Source organism: Lonsdalea quercina subsp. quercina, from assembly GCF_000688655.1.
Lineage (GTDB): Bacteria > Pseudomonadota > Gammaproteobacteria > Enterobacterales > Enterobacteriaceae > Lonsdalea > Lonsdalea quercina.
Window position 1 is genome coordinate 78,759 of the sequence record NZ_JIBO01000015.1, and the last position, 20,018, is coordinate 98,776.

A 20,018-nucleotide genomic window follows, 5' to 3' on the forward strand; every position below is an offset into this window, starting at 1 on the left:
TTATTTCTTCTCACGGCTGTGTAAGCCCCGTTTCTCCAGCCCGCGGTAGATCAGCTGCTGCTGAGCGATGGTCACCAGGTTGCTGACGATATAGTACAGCACCAGACCTGATGGGAACCACAGGAAGAACACGGTGAAGATGACCGGCATGTAGGTCATGATCTTCTGCTGCATCGGATCGGTGACCGTCGTCGGCGACATCTTCTGGATGAAGAACATGGTCAGACCCATCAGGATCGGCAGCACGTAGTACGGGTCCTGAGCAGACAGGTCATGGATCCACAGCGCGAACGGCGCATGACGCAGCTCCACGGAGCCCATCAGCATGTAGTACAACGCCAGGAAGATCGGCATCTGAATCAGCAGCGGGAAGCAGCCGCCCAACGGGTTGACCTTCTCAGCCTTGTACAGCGCCATCATTTCCTGACTCATACGCTGTTTGTCGTCACCGATGCGCTCGCGCATCGCCTGCAGCTTCGGCTGCAGCATGCGCATTTTGGCCATTGAGGTGTACTGCGCTTTGGTCAGCGGGTACATGATGCCGCGCACGATGAAGGTGATGGCGATAATGGAGAAGCCCCAGTTACCGATAAAGCCGTGCAGGAATTTCAGCAGTTTGAACAGCGGCTGAGAGATGAACCACAGCCAGCCGTAGTCAACGGTCAAGTCCAGATGGGGCGCGACCGCGGCCATTTTGTCCTGAATTTCCGGTCCGACCCACAGCGTAGCTTGCAGCTGTTGCTGGCTGCCAGGCTGAACGACGACCGGGGCGGCTTTGAAGCCGATGGCCGCCTGACCGTTGCCCAGATTGGCGCTGTAGAACGTGTTGTTGCTGTTGGCCTGCGGAACCCACGCGGTGGCGAAATACTGTTGCAGCATGGCGACCCAGCCGCCCTGCGTCACGATGTTCAGCGACTCTTTCATATCACTGAAGCTGTATTTTTTGTATTTCTCGTCGCTGGAAGAGAAGGCGGCGCCGCGGTAGGTATGAAGCGCAAAGTTGCTGCTTCCGGTGTCGCGGTGCGAAGGCAGATCGATGGACTGCTTCAACTGGCCGAACAGCGCCAGCTCCAGCGGTTGAGCGCTGGCGTTGTTGACGCCGTATTCAACGCCCAGCGCATAGTCGCTGCGTTTAAGCACGAATGTCTTGGTGAAGGTCGCGCCGTTGGCGTCGGTATAGGTCAGCGGGATGCGAAGTTCACTCTGACCGTCGGTCAGTTCGAAATGATCCTGAGTCGCTTGATACAGAGGACGCGCGCCGTTCGCCGGATTGTCCGGACCATTTTTCCCGGTCAGACCGCTCTGCGCCTGATAGACGAAGGACGGTGTCGTTTCCAGCAGCTGGAAAGGCTCGTTGGAGCCCAGCGTTGCCGGGTAAGACAGCAGCTTGGCCTGCTCGATGTCGCCGCCGCGGGTGTTGATCGTCAGGGACAGTACGTCGGTCTTCACCGTGATCAGTTTACCCTGACCACTGGCGGGGACGCCCTGGTTGGCGGCATCGCCGACTGCATTGTTCGTAGACTGTTGCGTGGTCTGTGTTGTGGCCGGCGGATTTTTGTCCGTTTCCCAGGCCTGCCAGATCATGAACGTTACGAATAGCAGAGCGATGAGAAGAAGATTGCGTTGCGAATCCATCGTTAATGTTCTCTGTTATTGTCGGTTTTTGGCGGTACGGGGTCATCACCACCAGGGTTCAAAGGGTGGCATTTTAATACGCGTTTCAGCGCCAACCAACAGCCTTTTATCATGCCGAATCTGCGTATTGCCTCAATGCCATATTGGGAACACGTCGGGTGGAAACGACAGTGCGGTCCCAGCAGTGGACTGATAAAGCGCTGATATCCGCGTATCAACCCGATCAGCAGGCGGGAGCCAATCGACAGTGCCGACGCCATAATTTTTCCAACGCTTCCGTCAGCGCTCGGTTATCCAGGTCGGCCACGCCTTTTTTCGCGATGATGATAAAGTCCATGGCAGGCAACTGGTGCTGATGCAGGCGGAAACTTTCGCGCGTCAGACGTTTGATGCGGTTGCGTTCATGAGCCCGTTTAACATGCTTTTTGGCGACGGTAAGACCGATGCGGGGATGCCCCAGCGTATTCAGGCGGCCGAGAATGGTAATTTGCGGCGTGCCAGCCCGTTGAGGTTGCTGGAAGACGAAAGAGAAATGGCTGGGAGTTAACAAACGTAACTCCCTGGGAAAAGCGAGCTTAACCACTCGTTGGGTTAGCTTTTATTACTTAGAAACGGACAGACGAGCACGGCCTTTCGCACGACGGCGGGCCAGAACCTGACGACCATTTTTGGTGGCCATACGAGCACGGAAACCGTGGCTACGGTTACGCTTCAGTACGGACGGTTGGAAAGTGCGTTTCATGGCGATTTCTACCTAAACTTGATTAAAACTTCATAGTTAACGCGTTTGGCTACTCGGCGTGAAGAAAATGACCGACGCCTCAATCGCATATACATATATATAAAAAGAGGCGGGATTGTAATAATTGTACAGTCCCGAGTCAATTAACATCCGCGTTTCACCTACCCAATGTTTCCCGCTTAAGGAAACACCTCTGCCTAACCCAGCACAGCGTGCAGGCGCCACGCGCAGGGCGGGAATTATACGTACTCCATGGTAAAGCGCAAGGATCGAGCCTCGATCCTGGTGAGAAGATCATGATCTCCCTCACCGCCAATGGTGAAAAATACATCTATCCTTATAGACGCTTGGGGGCAGCCCGCCGGGTGTGGGTAACCTCAATCATGACCTCCGTACCTCAGTGTCCGGGCAGGTAGAGGGAATAAGGATAGCCTGTGGATAAAAAGGATCAAAACTGTGCAGAAGGGGAAGATCTCTGTGGGCGTTTAGGTTATGATCCGCCGTCCCGCTAGCGATCCTCCGTCGGGATCGTCACGGTATGCCGCATCAATGCGCGGCGCACGCTGGCTCTTCTGATCCGGGGAGCGGGTGCCAAAAATCATGAGTTACATAACTAACGATTCTGTTTCTTTTCTTTGTTTTATCTTGTTCGAGTGGAGTCCGCCGTGTCACTTTCGCTTTGGCAGCAGTGTCTTGCCCGTTTGCAGGATGAATTACCTGCCACAGAATTCAGTATGTGGATACGCCCATTGCAGGCGGAACTGAGTGACAACACTCTGGCGCTTTACGCCCCTAATCGCTTCGTGCTGGATTGGGTGCGTGACAAATATCTCAATAATATCAATGGACTGCTGAACGATTTCTGTGGTCTGGATGCTCCTCTGCTGCGGTTCGAAGTGGGTAGCAAACCGGCGATGGCAACGGTTGCTCCGGCGGGCAACGCTGCTGCTACCGTGATCCCCGCAGCTGCGCCGCAGGCTCGTCCGGTTTCTTCTCCGGTTCGTCCGAGCTGGGATGCGCCGTCCCTACATGCCGAGCACACCTATCGCTCCAACGTTAACCCGAAGCACACGTTTGATAATTTCGTCGAAGGTAAATCCAACCAGCTGGCGCGGGCCGCTGCGCGGCAAGTGGCGGATAATCCGGGCGGGGCCTATAACCCGCTGTTTTTGTATGGCGGCACCGGTTTAGGTAAAACGCACTTATTACATGCAGTAGGGAACGGCATCATGGCTCGCAAAGCCAATGCTAAAGTGGTCTACATGCATTCGGAGCGTTTCGTGCAGGATATGGTGAAAGCCTTGCAGAACAACGCGATAGAAGAGTTCAAACGGTACTACCGTTCGGTCGATGCGCTGCTGATCGATGATATTCAGTTTTTTGCCAACAAAGAACGTTCTCAGGAAGAGTTTTTCCACACGTTTAATGCGTTGCTGGAAGGAAATCAGCAGATTATTTTGACTTCAGACCGCTATCCAAAAGAGATCAACGGNGTGGAAGATCGCCTGAAGTCCCGTTTCGGCTGGGGGCTGACGGTCGCCATCGAACCGCCTGAGCTGGAAACCCGCGTGGCGATCTTGATGAAAAAGGCGGATGAGAACGATATCCGTCTGCCTGGAGAAGTCGCCTTCTTTATTGCCAAGCGCCTGCGTTCCAACGTACGTGAGCTGGAAGGGGCGCTGAACCGCGTCATCGCCAACGCTAACTTTACCGGACGTTCCATCACGATCGATTTCGTGCGTGAAGCGCTGCGCGACCTGCTGGCGTTGCAGGAAAAACTGGTCACTATCGACAACATTCAGAAGACCGTAGCGGAATATTATAAAATCAAAGTCGCCGATCTTTTGTCCAAACGTCGCTCGCGCTCGGTGGCTCGTCCACGTCAGATGGCGATGGCGTTGGCAAAAGAATTGACGAATCACAGCCTGCCGGAAATCGGTGATGCTTTTGGCGGTCGAGACCACACCACCGTGCTGCATGCCTGTCGCAAGATTGAGCAGCTGCGCGAGGAAAGTCACGACATTAAAGAAGATTTTTCCAATTTAATCAGAACATTATCTTCCTAATATCATGAAATTTATTATTGAACGCGAGCATCTGTTAAAACCCCTACAGCAGGTTAGCAGTCCCTTGGGAGGCCGGCCGACGTTGCCGATCCTGGGGAATCTGTTATTGCAGGTCAGTGAAGGTCGGCTGTCGCTGACCGGCACCGATCTGGAAATGGAAATGGTGGCGCACGTGGCGCTGACTCAGCCCCACGAAGCAGGCGCGACCACGGTGCCGGCCCGCAAGCTGTTCGACATCTGTCGCGGTTTGCCGGACGGCGCCGAAATCACCATTATGCTGGACGGCGATCGTATGTTGGTGCGCTCCGGGCGCAGCCGCTTTTCGCTGTCCACGCTGCCGGCGGAAGACTTTCCCAATCTGGATGACTGGCAGAGCGAGGTGGAGTTTTCTCTGCCGCAGGCCACGTTGAAGCGCCTGATCGAAGCAACCCAGTTCTCCATGGCGCATCAGGATGTGCGTTACTACCTCAACGGTATGCTGTTCGAGACCGAAGGGGAAGAGCTGCGCACCGTGTCGACCGACGGCCACCGTCTGGCGGTTTGCTCGATGCCGGTCGGTCAGCAATTGCCGTCCCATTCGGTGATCGTCCCGCGTAAAGGCGTGATGGAGCTGGTGCGCTTGCTGGACGGCGGCGATACGCCGTTGCAACTGCAAATCGGCAGCAACAACATTCGTGCGCACGTCGGCGATTTCATCTTTACGTCTAAGCTGGTTGACGGCCGTTTCCCGGACTATCGTCGCGTATTGCCGAAAAACCCCGACAAAACGCTCGAAGCCAGCTGCGATCTGCTCAAACAGGCGTTTTCTCGCGCGGCGATTCTGTCCAACGAGAAGTTTCGCGGCGTTCGTCTGTATCTGAACAAAGATCAGCTGAAAATTACCGCGAACAACCCGGAGCAGGAAGAAGCTGAAGAAATTCTGGACGTCGAATACGGCGGTACGGAAATGGAGATTGGCTTCAACGTCAGCTACGTACTGGATGTGCTGAACGCACTGAAATGCGAAGACGTGCGTATGCTGCTGACCGACTCCGTTTCCAGCGTACAGATTGAAGATAGCGCCAGTCCGGCCGCAGCGTATGTGGTCATGCCGATGCGTCTGTAGTTGCGCGATGGGTGGAAAACGGCCAGGCGCCGTTTTAGGTACGCCAGCGTGTCGGGCGGCATGCGGTTCGCAAAATGCGATCGTATGTCCCTGGCATCAGGCTGAAAGGCAGCGACGCTGAATGGTTGTAAAATGGCACTGACCCGTCTTCTCATCCGAGATTTTCGCAATATTGAATCTGCCGATTTGGCGTTGCTCCCCGGTTTCAATTTTCTGGTTGGCGCTAACGGCAGCGGCAAAACCAGCGTGCTTGAAGCGATTTACACGTTGGGCCACGGCCGCGCCTTCCGCAGTATTCAGGCGGGGCGGGTGATTNGTCATGAACAGCCAGAATTCGTGTTGCACGGCAGAATCGACGGCCACGAGCGAGAGCGCTCCGTCGGTCTGAGCAAGAACCGTCAAGGCGACAGTAAGGTTCGTATTGATGGCAGCGATGGTCATCGCGTCGCTGAACTGGCGCAATTGCTGCCGATTCAGCTGATTACCCCGGAAGGATTTACCCTTCTCAACGGCGGCCCGAAATTTCGCCGGGCCTTTCTGGACTGGGGCTGCTTTCATCAGGAGCCTGGTTTTTTCCACGCCTGGAACAATCTGAAACGTCTGTTGCGTCAGCGCAATGCAGCGCTGCGCCAAACCAGTCACTATGGGCAGATGCGGGCATGGGATCAGGAGTTAGTACCGCTGGCGGAGCAGATAAGCCAATGGAGAGCCGCATATAGCGACGCCATTGTGGACGATATCGGAGCCACCTGCGGCCAGTTTTTACCGGAGTTTTCCCTGAGCTTTTCCTTCCAGCGCGGCTGGGATCGGGAGAGTGATTACGCAGAGCTGCTGGAGCGCCATTTCGAGCGTGATCGAATGCTGGGCTATACCGCCTTCGGACCGCACAAGGCGGACTTCCGCATTCGCGCCGGCGGCGTCGCGGTAGAGGATATGTTGTCGCGCGGTCAGTTAAAGCTGTTGATGTGCGCTCTAAGATTGGCGCAGGGTGAATTTCTGACCCGCAACAGCGGACTCAAGTGCGTCTACCTCATCGACGACTTCGCCTCGGAGCTGGACAGCGCCCGACGACGCCTGTTGGCGGAACGGCTGAAAGCCACACAGGCACAGGTCTTCGTCAGCGCAATCAGCGCTGAACAGATAGGCGATATGGTCGGTGAAAATGGCAAGATGTTCCGCGTAGAACAGGGTAAAATAACCGTTCAATCACAGGACTAAAATGAGCGAGAAACGTTGATGTCGAATTCTTATGACTCCTCAAGTATCAAGGTATTAAAAGGGCTGGATGCAGTTCGTAAGCGCCCGGGTATGTATATCGGCGATACGGATGACGGAACCGGTCTGCATCATATGGTATTCGAGGTGGTGGACAACGCTATCGACGAAGCGCTCGCAGGCTACTGTAAAGNCATTATCGTCACCATCCATAGCGACAATTCCGTGTCGGTACAGGATGATGGCCGTGGGATCCCAACCGGTCTTCACGAAGAAGAAGGCGTGTCAGCCGCTGAAGTCATCATGACGGTGCTGCATGCCGGCGGTAAATTTGATGATAACTCCTACAAAGTTTCCGGCGGTTTGCACGGTGTAGGGGTTTCCGTGGTCAACGCCCTGTCGGAAAAACTTGAGCTGACCATTCGCCGCGAAGGCAAAATTCATCAACAGACCTACAACCACGGCGTGCCGTTCGCGCCCCTGAGCGTGGTGGGTGAAGCTGAAAAATCCGGGACTACCGTCCGTTTCTGGCCGAGCACCGAAACCTTCACCAACGTGCTGGAATTCGAATACGACATTCTGGCNAAGCGTCTGCGTGAGCTGTCGTTCCTTAATTCCGGTGTTTCCATCCGTCTGCGTGACGAACGTGAAAAAGATAAATCCGNCCACTTCCATTACGATGGCGGCATCAAAGCGTTTGTCGATTACCTGAACCGCAATAAAACGCCGATTCACCCGAACGTGTTCTATTTCTCCACGGTGAAAGACGATATCGGGGTGGAAGTCGCTTTGCAGTGGAACGACGGTTTCCAGGAAAATATCTACTGTTTTACCAACAACATTCCGCAGCGTGACGGCGGTACGCATCTGGCCGGTTTCCGCGCCGCCATGACGCGTACCCTAAACACCTACATGGATAAAGAAGGCTACAGCAAGAAAGCGAAAATCAGCGCGACCGGCGATGACGCCCGCGAAGGCCTGATTGCTGTGGTCTCGGTGAAAGTGCCCGATCCGAAGTTCTCTTCTCAGACCAAAGACAAGCTGGTTTCGTCGGAAGTGAAGACGGCCGTTGAGTCGCTGATGAACGAAAAACTGGTGGATTACCTGATGGAGAATCCATCAGACGCCAAAATCGTGGTCGGCAAAATCATCGACGCCGCGCGAGCGCGCGAGGCTGCTCGTCGTGCCCGCGATATGACGCGACGCAAAGGCGCGCTCGACCTGGCCGGTCTGCCGGGCAAACTGGCGGATTGTCAGGAACGCGATCCGGCGCTGTCTGAACTGTNCCTGGTGGAAGGGGACTCCGCGGGCGGCTCTGCGAAGCAGGGGCGTAACCGCAGGAACCAGGCGATTCTCCCGCTGAAGGGTAAAATCCTGAACGTGGAGAAGGCGCGTTTCGACAAAATGCTGTCGTCGCAGGAAGTCGCCACGTTGATTACGGCGTTAGGTTGCGGCATCGGTCGTGACGAATACAATCCGGACAAGCTGCGCTACCACAGCATCATCATCATGACCGATGCCGACGTCGATGGTTCGCACATCCGTACGCTGCTGTTGACGTTCTTCTATCGTCAGATGCCGGAAATCATCGAACGCGGGCATGTCTACATCGCTCAGCCGCCGCTGTACAAGGTGAAGAAAGGGAAGCAGGAGCAGTACATCAAGGATGACGAAGCGATGGATCAGTATCAGATCGCGTTGGCATTGGATGGCGCGACTCTGCATACCAACGCTCATGCGCCGGCAATGGCGGGNGAGCCGCTGGAACGACTGGTCGCCGAGCATTACGCCGTGCAGAAAATGATGGGTCGTATGGAGCGTCGTTACCCGCGCCCGCTGCTGAACGCGTTGATCTACCAGCCGTCCCTGACCGAAGCCACGCTGTCTGACCGCGAGCAGGTGCAGCACTGGATGGAAACGCTGGTGACGCGGCTGACCGAGCAGGAAAAACACGGCAGCACCTACAGCTTCGTGATCCACGATACTGAAGAAGGGCGTCACGAGCCGCGACTGCGTGTGCGTACCCACGGTGTCGATACCGACTATCCGCTGGATACCGCGTTTGTGACGGGTAACGAATACCGCAAAATCAATCAACTGGGCGAAAAGCTGCGCGGCCTGATTGAGGAAGACGCTTTCGTGGAACGCGGCGAGCGCAAGTTGCCTATCGTCAGCTTCGAGCAGGCGCTGGAGTGGCTGGTGAAAGAGNCTCNTCGTGGTCTGGCGGTTCAGCGCTATAAAGGTCTGGGCGAGATGAACCCGGAACAGCTGTGGGAAACCACGATGGATCCGGAAGGTCGTCGTATGTTGCGCGTCACCGTGAAGGATGCGATTACGGCCGACGAGTTGTTCACTACGCTGATGGGGGATGCCGTTGAACCCCGTCGCGCCTTTATCGAAGAAAACGCCCTCAAGGCGGCAAACATCGATATCTGATAGCGCTCAAAGGCAATCAATCTGTATACGAAAAAAGCTTCGCCCTGTGCGGAGCTTTTTTATTACCCCTCTCAAATGCGCATTTTGGGAAGACGGAAGATCGCCCCGACAAATTGATGGCCCGCATCTCCCTACACGCCAGAGGATTCGCCTCAGGCTCATGCCGGTAAGGCCAACTTGCCCTTACCGCAACGTTTCTTCTCTCAGCGTGTCGCAGTATTATTGGGAAACCAATGGAAACTTACTTGTTGTACCTGCGATCGCTTTGGCATCGGCGGATCCAAAGGATCGCCGTTTGAGGCGAAGGGGAGATGACAATGGCATCATTTCGATGACGTTATGTGGCATGAGCGAGATAGCGGCTGCGGGTTCTTTTATTGAAATAGACAAGAGCTTGGCTGAAAGTGGTTATTCCACGGGCGTTCATATCGGGCGAACCGTCGTTTTCTATTTATAATTGGTCACTCTCCTGAATTAGGGAATATTAAAAGCATAATTCCACGAATTACGGAGCATGAAATTATTATCTAATACTCGTGTGATATTCTTTTGATGAAAATAATATCACAGGGACGTAATTGCGTATGCTCATCAAAAACTCGGCAGGTTTACTGCTATCGTTCGCTATGTTGCTATCCCCTCTTTCCGGCTGGTCTGCGGAGATATTCAAACATCCGGGCATGCTCAGCACCAGCGACGATTTCGCCAGAATGGCGACGCAGGTGAATCAGCAGTCCGAGCCTTGGTTCAAGGGATTCCAGCAGCTGAAACTTTCGCTTGGCTGGCAGCCTCGCGCCGTCGACATCGTGTATCGGGGACGAAATAGCGAGCATAGTGAAAATTATCCTCAATTATACAGAGATATAGCCATCGCCTACTCCCATGCGCTGTACTGGAAGGTCACGGGTGATGAGGCTTACGCCAACAGCGCCGTCGCCATTCTGAACGCCTGGGGCAGCACGTTGAAAGCGATTAGAGGCTCCACCGATGCCGCGCTCGCGGCGGGAATTTATGGCTACGAACTGGCGAATACCGCAGAAATAATGCGGGACTATCCGGGATGGAGCGCAAGCGATTTCGACACCTTCAAAAAGATGATGGAAACGGTCTTTCTCCCTATTAATTTGGATTTTATCGCGCGTCATAACAATACGAAAATCGACCACTATTGGGCAAACTGGGATTTAGCGCAGTTAAGTTCCATTATGGCTATCGGTATTTTATTAGACAGAAAAGATCTCTACGACCGCGCCGTCGACTATTACAAAAACGGCGAGGGAAATGGCGCGATTGGAAAACTGGTCTGGATACTTTATCCCGAACAGGGCATGGGACAAATACAGGAAAGCGGCAGAGATCAGGCACACTCAATATTAGATATCGCGCTGGCGGGCGTGATATGCCAAATGGCCTGGAATCAGGGCGATGATTTATTCAGTTATGACGACAACCGGCTGATGAAGGGGGCGGAATATGTCGCGGCCTATAATCTCGGTAAATCGGTTCCCTACACAACCTACACCAATAGCGATGTGACCCAAACGCAAATTTCTGAGCGCGCAAGAGGCGAGGTCAGAGCGATTTGGGAACTGCTCTATAACCACTACATTGTGCTGAAAGGCCTCAACAGCCCCAATATCACCGAGATAGCGACCAACATTCGGCCTGAAGGCGGTCCCTGGTTCTATGGCGCATATCCGGGGAGCTTTGACCAGCTGGGCTATGGCACGCTGCTGTTTACGCTGGGAGAAGAGTAACGGCTCGCCGGGGCGCGGTTGGCACATCCCGGCGGCATCGAGTATCACGTTCCTTCGTCGTCCTGGCGTTTCCGTCGCTTTAGACCAAGGCAAAGAAATGCATATTGGGAAACCAGTTGGAAACTTAGTGCGTCGGCAGGTAGAAGTCGAAGCGATGGCTCTTTGTTTCCAGCATGGACTGCGCGGGAACGCCCGCGAGCGGCGGCGCATAGTCAGGGCGTTTGACCACCNCGCGCTTTTTCGCCAGTGAGCGTGCCGGGGCCAGCAGCGCGTCGGCATCGTCGTCGGCGCCGACCAGCGTCTGGAATACCCGCATTTCCTTTTTCACCAGCGCGCTTTTCTGCCGGTGAGGAAACATCGGATCGAGATAGACAACGTCGGGCGGCGGCTCGATGTCTTTCAGCCTCTCGGCGCTGGAAGCATGCAGCAGCGTCAGACGCTCCTTTAACCAGCCGCCGATTTCTCCGTCCTGATAACCGCGCCGAAGACCATCGTCCAATAGCGCCGCGACGACCGGGTGCCGCTCCACCATACGAACCCGACAGCCGAGCGAGGCCAGCACGAAAGCGTCGCGTCCCAGCCCCGCGGTGGCGTCCACGACATCAGGCAGATAGCCTTTCTTGATGCCGACGGCTCGGGCGACCGCTTCGCCGCGCCCGCCGCCGAAGCGGCGCCGGTGCGCCAACGTGCCGCCGACGAAATCCACGCAGATGGCGCCCAGCTTCGGCTCGTCCTGCTTACGCAGCTCAAGTCGTTCGGGCGTTAAGACCAGCGCGAAAGGCTGGCTGTCATCCTCTGTCAGTCCCCAGCGCGCGGCCAGAGCGTCGAGGGCGCCTTTATCGGCGCCCTCTTCGGTCATCAGGCCGATCTTCATCCCTTGATGCCGTAGTGTTTCAGCATGGCGTCCAGTTGCGGTTCACGGCCGCGGAAGCGTTTGAACAGCTCCATCGGCTCTTCGGAACCGCCGCGAGACAGGATGTTGTCGAGGAACGACTGGCCGGTGGTGCGGTTGAAAATGCCTTCCTCTTCAAAGCGAGAGAAGGCGTCCGCCGCCAGCACGTCGGCCCACAGGTAGCTGTAGTAGCCCGCGGCATAGCCGCCCGCGAAGATATGGCTGAAGGCGTGCGGAAAACGGTTCCAGCTCGGGCTGGGCATAACGGCGNCCTGAGCCTTGACGTCGGCCAGCGTCGGCAGGATCTGCGCGCCTTTCGCCGGGTCATATTCGGTATGCAGGCGGAAGTCGAACAGGCCGAACTCCAGCTGACGCAGGATAAACAGCGCCGCCTGATAGTTCTTGNCCGCCAGCATTTTATCCAGCATCTCCTTCGGCAGCGGCTCGCCGGTTTCGTAGTGGCCGGAGATAAACGCCAGCGCATCAGGCTCCCAGCACCAATTTTCCATGAACTGGCTCGGCAGCTCGACGGCATCCCACGGCACCCCGCTAATGCCGGTGACGCCCGCGGCTTCGACCAGCGTCAGCATGTGGTGCAGGCCGTGACCGAATTCGTGGAACAGCGTTGTCACTTCATCATGCGTGAACAGCGCCGGTTTGCCGTTGACCGGACGGTTGAAGTTACAGGTCAGGTAAGCGACCGGTTTTTGCAGCTCGCCGTTGGCGAGGCGCATACGGCTGACGCAGTCGTTCATCCAGGCGCCGCCGCGTTTGTTTTCGCGCGCATATAGATCGAGGTAGAAGCTGCCGCGCAGTTCGCCGCTTTCATCGAACAGATCGAAGAAACGCACTTCCGGATGCCAGACATCGACGTCTTTGCGCTCTTTCGCCGTGATGCCGTAGATGCGGTTGACGACTTCGAACAGTCCGTTGAGCACGCGCTCTTCCGGGAAATAGGGACGCAACTGCTCGTCGCTGATGGCGTAGAGATGCTGTTTCTGCTGTTCGCTGTAGTAGCTGACGTCCCACGGATTCAGCTCGTCCNCGCCATAATGTTGCTTAGCGAAGGCGCGCAGTTCGGCCAGTTCCTGCTCGGCCTGCGGACGTGCGCGTTTAGCCAGATCGGTCAGGAAGTCCAGCACCTGCTGCGGGTTTTCCGCCATTTTCGTGACCAGCGATTTATCGGCATAGCTCGAATAGCCGAGCAACTGCGCCTGTTCATGGCGCAGCGCCATTTTTTCAGCCATCACTTCGGTGTTGTCCCACTTACCGGCGTTCGGCCCCTGATCGGAGGCGCGGGTGGCGTACGCGCGATACATCTCTTCGCGCAGCGCGGCGTTGGAGCAGTAGGTCATGACCGGCAGGTAGCTCGGCATGTCGAGCGTCAGCAGCCAGCCGTCTTGTTCTTTGGCTTCGGCCTGCGCTTTGGCGGCCGCCAGCGCGCTTTCCGGCAGACCGGCCAGCTCATTGACGTCGGTGATCAGCTTGGACCAGCCCATCGTGGCGTCCAGCACGTTGTTGCTAAAGATTGAACTCAGTTCGGAAAGCCGCGCGGAGATTTCACCGTAGCGTTTCTGCTTCTCGGCGGGCAGCGCGATACCGGACAGTTCAAAGCCGATCAGCGCATTTTCCACGGCTTTTTTCTGTGCCGTATCCAGGGAGTCGAAATGTTCGCCGTCACGTAGATTGCGATGGGCGCGATACAGGCCGGCATGCTGTCCCACCCAGGTGCCGTATTCGGACAGCAGCGGCAGGCNCTGCTCGTAAGCGCTGCGCAGTTCGGGGCTGTTCTGTACCGCATTCAGATGGCCGATAGGGGAGAAGATACGCTCCAGTCGATCGTCGATTTCCGCCAGCGGCTGACAAAGATTCTCCCAGGTAAATGGACCAGGCTGCGCCACAACCTGTTCCACCGTTTTGCGACAGTCGTCCAGCGCGCTTTGGATTGCGGGAACAATATCGTCGGTTTTGATCTGAGAAAACGGGGGCAGGGTAAACGGGGTAAGTAATGGATTTGTCATGGCACGGTCCTGAATAGTAATGATGATCGATCCCTTGTCCCGGTGGCCGACAAGGCTGACATAATTTGCAGATTACATTCTAAGATGGGGTTTCAGGCCACGAAAATCAATGTTTGGGCAAGAATGGCGTAGTACCCGCGCCCGGCATAGGGAAACAGTGAAGAAGATTCGCGCAGAATGGTGAAAGCTCGGGCGGTGGCGCTATCGCAACCCTGCCAGGAATGCATAAAACCTGATCCCGATCGGTTCGCTGAATATCGCGTTTTTTGCTCGATGATATAACGAAAGGAGAGGGAGAGATAGCGTCAGGCCGCGCCTTTGTTGTGTCGAATGTTCCTTTTTATCAAGTTGATTTTTATGTCTAATTTGATTATTCCCTGTTGAAAACCGGGTTTATCTGCCACGCTTGATGAAAGGCGCCGCCCATTTTACCGGTTCCGCGTCCGCTTTTGTGTGCCGTGCCGAAATCGGCCTGACGAGCGGAGCGGAACGCGATGATTCAGGTCTGCCGCGATATCGCGTTCAGCGCGTCTCGCCGTCCTTACAGGCCGTCATGCAAGTCAGACAGAGTGAGAACAANAATGATTAATCCCGTCGATCGCGCCAGCGAGGCGCAGCCGGAATACGCCAACGTCAACCACACCTTTTATCCGACATTCCATCTGGCGCCACCGGCGGGATGGATGAACGATCCCAACGGGCTGATCTTCCATCAGGGGCGCTACCACGCGTTCTATCAGCATTACCCCTATGAGCCGAAATGGGGACCGATGCACTGGGGACACGCCACCAGCGAGGACATGATCCGCTGGCAGCACCAGCCCATTGCGCTATTTCCCGGCGGTGAGAACGAGCCGGACCGCGACGGCTGCTTTTCCGGCTGTGCCGTGGATGATGATGGCGTTCTGAGCCTGATTTATACCGGCCATGTCGTCCTGCCTTCCTCTCCCGAAGAGGGCGAGAAATTACGGCAGGNGCAGTGCCTCGCCATCAGCCACGATGGCCTGCATTTCGAAAAACAGGGCGCTATTCTGCTGCCGCCTCCCGGCATCATGCACTTTCGCGATCCCAAAGNGTGGCGTGAGAACGGCGTCTGGTGGATGGTCGTCGGTGCCCGCAACGAACAAGGTCAGGGACAGGTGCTGCTCTATCGCGGCGAGAGCCTGCGCGAGTGGACGTTCGACCGCGTGCTGGCGGAGAGCGACGGCGCGCTGGGTTACATGTGGGAGTGCCCGGACTTCTTCCCGCTGGGCGACGAGTGGCTGCTGATGTTCTCGCCGCAGGGCGTCTCGCCGAACGGTTATCACTATCGCAATTTATTCCAGAGCGGCTGTCTGCGCGGCCACTGGCGGCCGGGAGATGATTTCGACATCACGGAGCCGTTCGCTGAGGTGGACCTCGGCCATGACTTCTATGCGCCGCAGTCGTTTCTGGCCGCTGACGGTCGCCGAATTGTTCTGGGATGGATGGATATGTGGGAGTCGCCGATGCCCTCGCAGCGTGATCACTGGGCGGGCTGCATGACGCTGCCCCGGGAGCTGAGCCTCGAAGACGGGCAGCTGCGGGTGCGCCCGGTACGGGAGGTCGAGTCGCTGCGGCGCGACGGACGGGTTATCGAACCGCAATGGATCGACTCNCAGCCGCAGCCGCTAGCGGAACATAGCGATGTGCGGGAGCTGATGTTGCGCTGGGATCTGAACGACAGCACCGCCGAACGTTATGGTCTGATGCTCGGGGAGGGTATGCGCCTGTTTGTGGACACGCAGTCCGGGCGTCTGGTGCTGGAGCGCAATTACCCCGAATATGGCCTGAGCGGCTATCGCAGCGCGCCGTTGCCGGCGCAGTCCGAGCTATCGCTGCGGATTTTCATCGATCGCTCCTCGATAGAAGTCTTTGTCGGAGAGGGGGAACGCTGCCTGAGTTCGCGCATCTACCCGCAGCCGGACCGGCGTGAGCTACGACTGTTCGCCGATCATGGACGTGCGCATCTCGTCGGGGGAGACAACTGGTCTCTGCTAGGGGGGTAACGGTCTGAAGGGCGTCGGGCGTGTGGCCCACGCTGCGGTTCTTTCAGCTTCGGGAAAGGGAACCGGTTTTCAGGTGCCCGCCGGGCTGACCCTCACGATCCGCGCCGATAAACCCGTTAAGATCTTATCCAATGACCAGAAGAGGGCCAATCTGTTTTATACTCCCCCGCTGCACCCCGTTGTTTTTGCCGCGCTGCGGCGAGGGTGGGGGAAAGACGGCGCGTCGGCCCCACCCACGACTTAATCACTGGATAATCATTACCCATGCTCAGCTACCGCCACAGTTTTCACGCCGGCAATCACGCCGACGTGCTCAAGCACACCGTTCAAAGCCTGATCCTCAGCGCTCTGGCGGAGAAAGATAAACCGTTCCTGTACCTCGATACGCACGCCGGGGCAGGTCGCTACAAGCTGCAAAGCGAACACGCCGAGCGCACAGCCGAATATCAGGCGGGGATTGCCCGCATCTGGCAGCGGGACGACGTGCCTGACGAGCTGGAAGCCTATATGCAGGTGGTGCGTAACTACAACCCGCAGGGGCAGCTGCGTTACTACCCCGGCTCCCCGCTGGTCGCCCGTCATCTGCTGCGCGATCATGACCGCCTGAGTCTGAGCGAACTGCACCCGAGCGACTTCCCGCTGCTGCGTCAGGAGTTCCAGCGCGACAACCGCGCTCGCGTAGTGCGTGAAGACGGCTATCAGCAGCTGAAAGCCCAACTGCCGCCGCCGTCCCGCCGCGGGCTGGTGCTGATCGACCCGCCTTACGAGCTAAAAAGCGATTATCAGGCGGTGGTGAAAGGCATTCAGGAGGGCTACCGCCGCTTCGCCACCGGCGTGTATGCGCTGTGGTACCCGGTCGTATTGCGTCAGCAGATTAAACGGCTGCTGAAAGATCTGGAAGCGACCGGCATCCGCCGGATCCTGCAAATCGAACTGGCTGTGCTGCCGGACAGCGATCGCCACGGCATGACCGCCTCCGGCATGATCGTCATCAACCCGCCGTGGAAGCTGGAAGCGCAGATGAAAAGCGTGCTGCCGTGGCTGCATCAAGTGCTGGTGCCGGAAGGCACCGGGCACACGCGCGTAGAATGGGTCGTGCCGGAGTAACCTCGGCTGAGCCAATGCGCTGCGGGGCAATGGCGGTGAATCACACCCGAAAGCTCCCCAAGTCGGTGGCCATTTCCGTGGCCGGGAAAATCGCGCGGCACTCCGCCAGCAGCCGTTCGTTGTCTTCCTGACCGTATCGCGCGCTGATATGGGTGATAATCAAGCGTTTTGCGCCCGCGTCACGGGCCAGCGTCGCCGCCTGTTCCGTCGTGGAATGGCCGCGCTCGCTGGCGCGATCGGCCATACTGGCTTCCACCGTCGCTTCGTGCACCATCACATCCACCCCGGCGGCCAGCAAGCATCCCGCCTCCGAGGGGCGAGTATCGCCGAATATCGCGAGCGAACGGCCCGGCGTGGNCGGTCCGAGGTAATCGGCGCCGTTTAAGATNCGTCCATCCTCCAGCGTGACGGACTCGCCGCGCTTCAGTGTCTGAAACCATGAACCGGGGCGAATGCCCTCTTCCATCAGCCGCTCCACATCCAGCGCGCCGGGTTTGGGCCGCTCGTCGATGCGATAGCCGACGCAGGTTAACGTATGCGACATCGGATAGGCCGTCACCACGCGGTGTTCGTCCTCGCAAACCGGCCCGGAGGTGACCTCGACTACCTCCATTGGATAGGTGAGATAAGAGCCGCTCAGGCTCAGCGCATTGTCGACAAACGTTTTCAGGCCGGCGGGACCGTAGAGCGTCAGCGGCGCCTGACAACCGGCCATAGAGCGGGAGCACAGCAGGCCGGGCAGGCCAAACAGGTGGTCGCCATGCAGGTGCGTGATGAAAATTTTCTCGATCTTGCTGGCGCTTAAACGCGTATGCAGTATCTGATGCTGCGTGCCTTCTCCGCAGTCAAACAGCCAGAAGGCGGGGCGCGGGCCTTGCAGGTCCAGCGCCAGGCTGGCCACGTTGCGCGCTTTCGTCGGGACGCCTGCGCTGGTGCCCAAAAATATCAGTTCCATGGTGAAACACTCCGATCAATTAACGGTGTTTGACGTCATCCCAGCGTAAAGCGAACCGCGCCAGATACTTGCGCAGCCGGTCGGCGTCATTCGGCTGTTTTTTCTGCTGGCGAGAGACGGCGAAGAGCTGGCGGCCCGCTTCCGACAGGCTGCTGGCCTGACGGCAAACGTTCAGCACGCTTTCCAACTGGAGGCGGTCAAACAGATCGCATTCGCCGACGCTCTCAGGCAGCGGCGCGCTTGGGGCATCGCCGGGCGCCCACTGCCGCTGGAGACGCAGAATCTCTTCATCGACCAGCGCGCGTGTAATGCGGCCATTATCCGCTAATGTCGCCATTCTGACGACGCTGGCGCCCAATTCTCTAAAATTGCCGCGCCACGGGGCCTGCGGCGAGCAGGCGAACCCCAGAAAGCGCTGGCGCGCTTCACGGTCGAAACGGACTTGCAGCTGCTGGGTCTCTGCAAAGCGCTGTAGCTCAAAGTCGATATTAGGCTCGATATCTTCACGCCGCTCGGCCAGTCCCGGAAGGGGAAAGGTCCACATGTTGATGCGCGCGTAGAGATCGTCACGGAAACGGCCAGCCGCGACCCAGCGTGGCATATCGCGATGCGTACCGGCGATCAGTTGAAAATCGCTGCTGACTTCCTTATCCGAGCCGAAGGGAAAAAAAGTTTTCTCTTCAATCGCTTTCAGCAGCATGGCCTGTTCATCCAGCCCCAGCTCGCCGATTTCATCCAGAAACAGGATGCCGCCGTCCGCTTCCCTCAGCAGCCCGGTGCGCGCCTGCTGGGCGCCGGTAAAAGCCCCGCGAGCGTGCCCAAACAGCGTTGACATCGCATTGTCTCCCCGCAGCGTAGCGCAGTTAACGGCGACAAAGCGCCCGGAAACCTGATGGCGCGCGGCTTTTAATTCATAGATCCGCCGGGCCAGAAAGGATTTTCCCGCGCCGGTCGGACCGGTGAGCAGCAACGGNGCGGAGGAGCGCAGCGCGACGCGTTCGATTTGGTCGATCAACGCGTTGTACGCCGGATTCCGTGTCGCAATACCCGCTTTTAAAAACGAAGTCGAAGCCTGCTGCTCACGCTGAAAACGGCTCGTCAACGTGGCGTAGCGACTGAGATCGAGATCGATAATCGAATAAACGCCAGCGGGAGAAGGCGAGCCTTCTTTACGGGAGGCCGGACTGGTCTGCAACAGGCTGGCAGGCAGGTAGCGGGCCTCCGTCAGCAGAAACCAACAGATCTGTGCGACGTGGGTGCCGGTGGTGATGTGCACCAGATACTCTTCGTTTTCCGTGTCGAACGAATAACGGGCGGCGAAGTCAAGGTACGTGGTATAGACCTCCTCGAAATCCCAGGCATCCTGCAAATCGATGGCATGCAGACGCACCTCCGTGCCGGGCGAAAGCGCGTTGATATCCGCTTGAACCTGTTCCGCCAGACCGCTATTGCGCGGTTGGTACAGTAACTCCAGCCGGTCCACCGGCATGTCCGGTTGTTGGCATAGCGCGACGGTTGGCCGCCATTTGCTCCAGCGGTTGGCCCGTTTGCCGCGTTTATCCAATACGGTGCCTAGCGTGCCAATCACCACTCTACGTTTCATGTTTATCCTAATTTATAAATCCTTAGCTATAAGGATAATTCATCCGGGTTGTCCCGAACAGCACGACACGAGAAAAACAAAATAAAAACTCAATATTATCAGTATATTGAGTTTTTATTTTGCGGTTTCCTTCCTGTTGGCACGCATCTCGCAATACCTTTCCCGTCGATTCGCCAGTTTGCAGTGGTTCAGCACCACGCCGGCATTCAAGGAGCGGCTTCGTACCGCTTTCCTGTGGATGTTCCGTCAGGCATCGCAGACGCAATGAAAGGTTAACTCGGGTTCGAATCCCGAATATCGCACCTCGATATTGATAATGAAAAATAACCCTCCCGCCACCGGGACATTGACGGTGGCCTCACGGGAGACCGACCGACGCGCCGGGCGGCAGGCAGAAGGCTAACGCGTTCCATCAGGAACCCGTGCGCTTTCCCCCTGCGGCTTCGCCCCGACGTCC

At 57.1% G+C, this 20,018-nt stretch carries 16 protein-coding genes; 7 read left to right on the plus strand and 9 right to left on the minus strand.

Going from position 1 to position 20,018, the window contains the following annotated elements; translation table 11 throughout:
* The 4 genes from yidC to rpmH are packed head-to-tail and all read right to left on the minus strand — an operon-like array spanning position 1 to position 2,377.
* Entirely contained in the window at positions 1-1,635 is a 1,635-nt protein-coding gene (yidC, locus tag RZ35_RS13635) for a membrane protein insertase YidC (RefSeq protein ID WP_026743815.1), read from the minus strand.
* 2 nt (positions 1,636-1,637) lie between these two features.
* Positions 1,638-1,895, minus strand: a complete 258-nt coding sequence (yidD, locus tag RZ35_RS17465) for a membrane protein insertion efficiency factor YidD (protein WP_071999803.1) — start codon at positions 1,893-1,895, stop codon at positions 1,638-1,640.
* On the minus strand, positions 1,859-2,218 hold the full coding sequence (gene rnpA, locus RZ35_RS13640; RefSeq protein WP_071999804.1) for a ribonuclease P protein component: 360 nt from the start codon (positions 2,216-2,218) through the stop codon (positions 1,859-1,861). Before rnpA ends, yidD begins: the two co-directional genes overlap by 37 nt.
* An 18-nt stretch (positions 2,219-2,236) precedes the next feature.
* Positions 2,237-2,377, minus strand: a complete 141-nt coding sequence (gene rpmH / locus RZ35_RS13645; RefSeq protein ID WP_015842368.1) for a 50S ribosomal protein L34 — start codon at positions 2,375-2,377, stop codon at positions 2,237-2,239.
* Between the two features lie 665 nt (positions 2,378-3,042).
* On the opposite strand from rpmH, the gene dnaA reads away from it, so the two are divergent.
* The 5 genes from dnaA (at position 3,043) to RZ35_RS13670 (ending at position 10,956) form a co-directional block, all read left to right on the plus strand.
* The gene (dnaA, locus tag RZ35_RS13650) at positions 3,043-4,443 is read left to right on the plus strand and encodes a chromosomal replication initiator protein DnaA (RefSeq protein ID WP_051616362.1); all 1,401 of its coding nucleotides are present in this window, start codon (positions 3,043-3,045) and stop codon (positions 4,441-4,443) included.
* A gap of 4 nt (positions 4,444-4,447) precedes the next feature.
* Positions 4,448-5,548 (plus strand): DNA polymerase III subunit beta, encoded by a 1,101-nt coding sequence (gene dnaN / locus RZ35_RS13655; protein ID WP_026743816.1) that lies wholly within the window; start codon positions 4,448-4,450, stop codon positions 5,546-5,548.
* A gap of 132 nt (positions 5,549-5,680) precedes the next feature.
* Positions 5,681-6,766 carry a DNA replication/repair protein RecF gene (gene recF / locus RZ35_RS13660; protein WP_026743817.1) on the plus strand — a complete coding sequence of 362 codons (1,086 nt, stop codon included), beginning with the start codon at positions 5,681-5,683 and terminating at the stop codon, positions 6,764-6,766.
* Positions 6,767-6,784: 18 nt separating this feature from the next.
* Positions 6,785-9,199, plus strand: coding sequence for a DNA topoisomerase (ATP-hydrolyzing) subunit B (gene gyrB / locus RZ35_RS13665; RefSeq protein WP_026743818.1), 2,415 nt, complete (start codon positions 6,785-6,787; stop codon positions 9,197-9,199).
* 584 nt (positions 9,200-9,783) lie between these two features.
* The gene (locus tag RZ35_RS13670; RefSeq protein ID WP_036153472.1) at positions 9,784-10,956 is read left to right on the plus strand and encodes an alginate lyase family protein; all 1,173 of its coding nucleotides are present in this window, start codon (positions 9,784-9,786) and stop codon (positions 10,954-10,956) included.
* 124 nt (positions 10,957-11,080) lie between these two features.
* Here RZ35_RS13670 and rsmJ read toward each other — a convergent pair whose 3' ends face one another.
* The 3 genes from rsmJ to RZ35_RS18470 form a co-directional block, all read right to left on the minus strand.
* On the minus strand, positions 11,081-11,830 hold the full coding sequence (gene rsmJ / locus RZ35_RS13675; RefSeq protein WP_026743820.1) for a 16S rRNA (guanine(1516)-N(2))-methyltransferase RsmJ: 750 nt from the start codon (positions 11,828-11,830) through the stop codon (positions 11,081-11,083).
* On the minus strand, positions 11,827-13,869 hold the full coding sequence (prlC, locus tag RZ35_RS13680; RefSeq protein ID WP_026743821.1) for an oligopeptidase A: 2,043 nt from the start codon (positions 13,867-13,869) through the stop codon (positions 11,827-11,829). Before prlC ends, rsmJ begins: the two co-directional genes overlap by 4 nt.
* Positions 13,870-13,961: 92 nt before the next feature.
* Positions 13,962-14,096 (minus strand): hypothetical protein, encoded by a 135-nt coding sequence (locus tag RZ35_RS18470; protein ID WP_268748631.1) that lies wholly within the window; start codon positions 14,094-14,096, stop codon positions 13,962-13,964.
* A 354-nt stretch (positions 14,097-14,450) separates the two neighbouring features.
* Here RZ35_RS18470 and RZ35_RS13690 point away from each other — a divergent pair, with 354 nt between their 5' ends.
* Positions 14,451-15,896 carry a glycoside hydrolase family 32 protein gene (locus tag RZ35_RS13690; protein ID WP_026743823.1) on the plus strand — a complete coding sequence of 482 codons (1,446 nt, stop codon included), beginning with the start codon at positions 14,451-14,453 and terminating at the stop codon, positions 15,894-15,896.
* 264 nt (positions 15,897-16,160) lie between these two features.
* Positions 16,161-17,003 carry a 23S rRNA (adenine(2030)-N(6))-methyltransferase RlmJ gene (locus RZ35_RS13695; protein ID WP_026743824.1) on the plus strand — a complete coding sequence of 281 codons (843 nt, stop codon included), beginning with the start codon at positions 16,161-16,163 and terminating at the stop codon, positions 17,001-17,003.
* Between the two features lie 40 nt (positions 17,004-17,043).
* On the opposite strand, the gene rnz is transcribed toward RZ35_RS13695, so the two are convergent.
* Both rnz and rtcR read right to left on the minus strand, forming a co-directional pair.
* On the minus strand, positions 17,044-17,958 hold the full coding sequence (gene rnz, locus RZ35_RS13700; protein WP_026743825.1) for a ribonuclease Z: 915 nt from the start codon (positions 17,956-17,958) through the stop codon (positions 17,044-17,046).
* Between the two features lie 19 nt (positions 17,959-17,977).
* The gene (gene rtcR / locus RZ35_RS13705; protein ID WP_026743826.1) at positions 17,978-19,561 is read right to left on the minus strand and encodes an RNA repair transcriptional activator RtcR; all 1,584 of its coding nucleotides are present in this window, start codon (positions 19,559-19,561) and stop codon (positions 17,978-17,980) included.
* Positions 19,562-20,018: the final 457 nt, after the last annotated feature.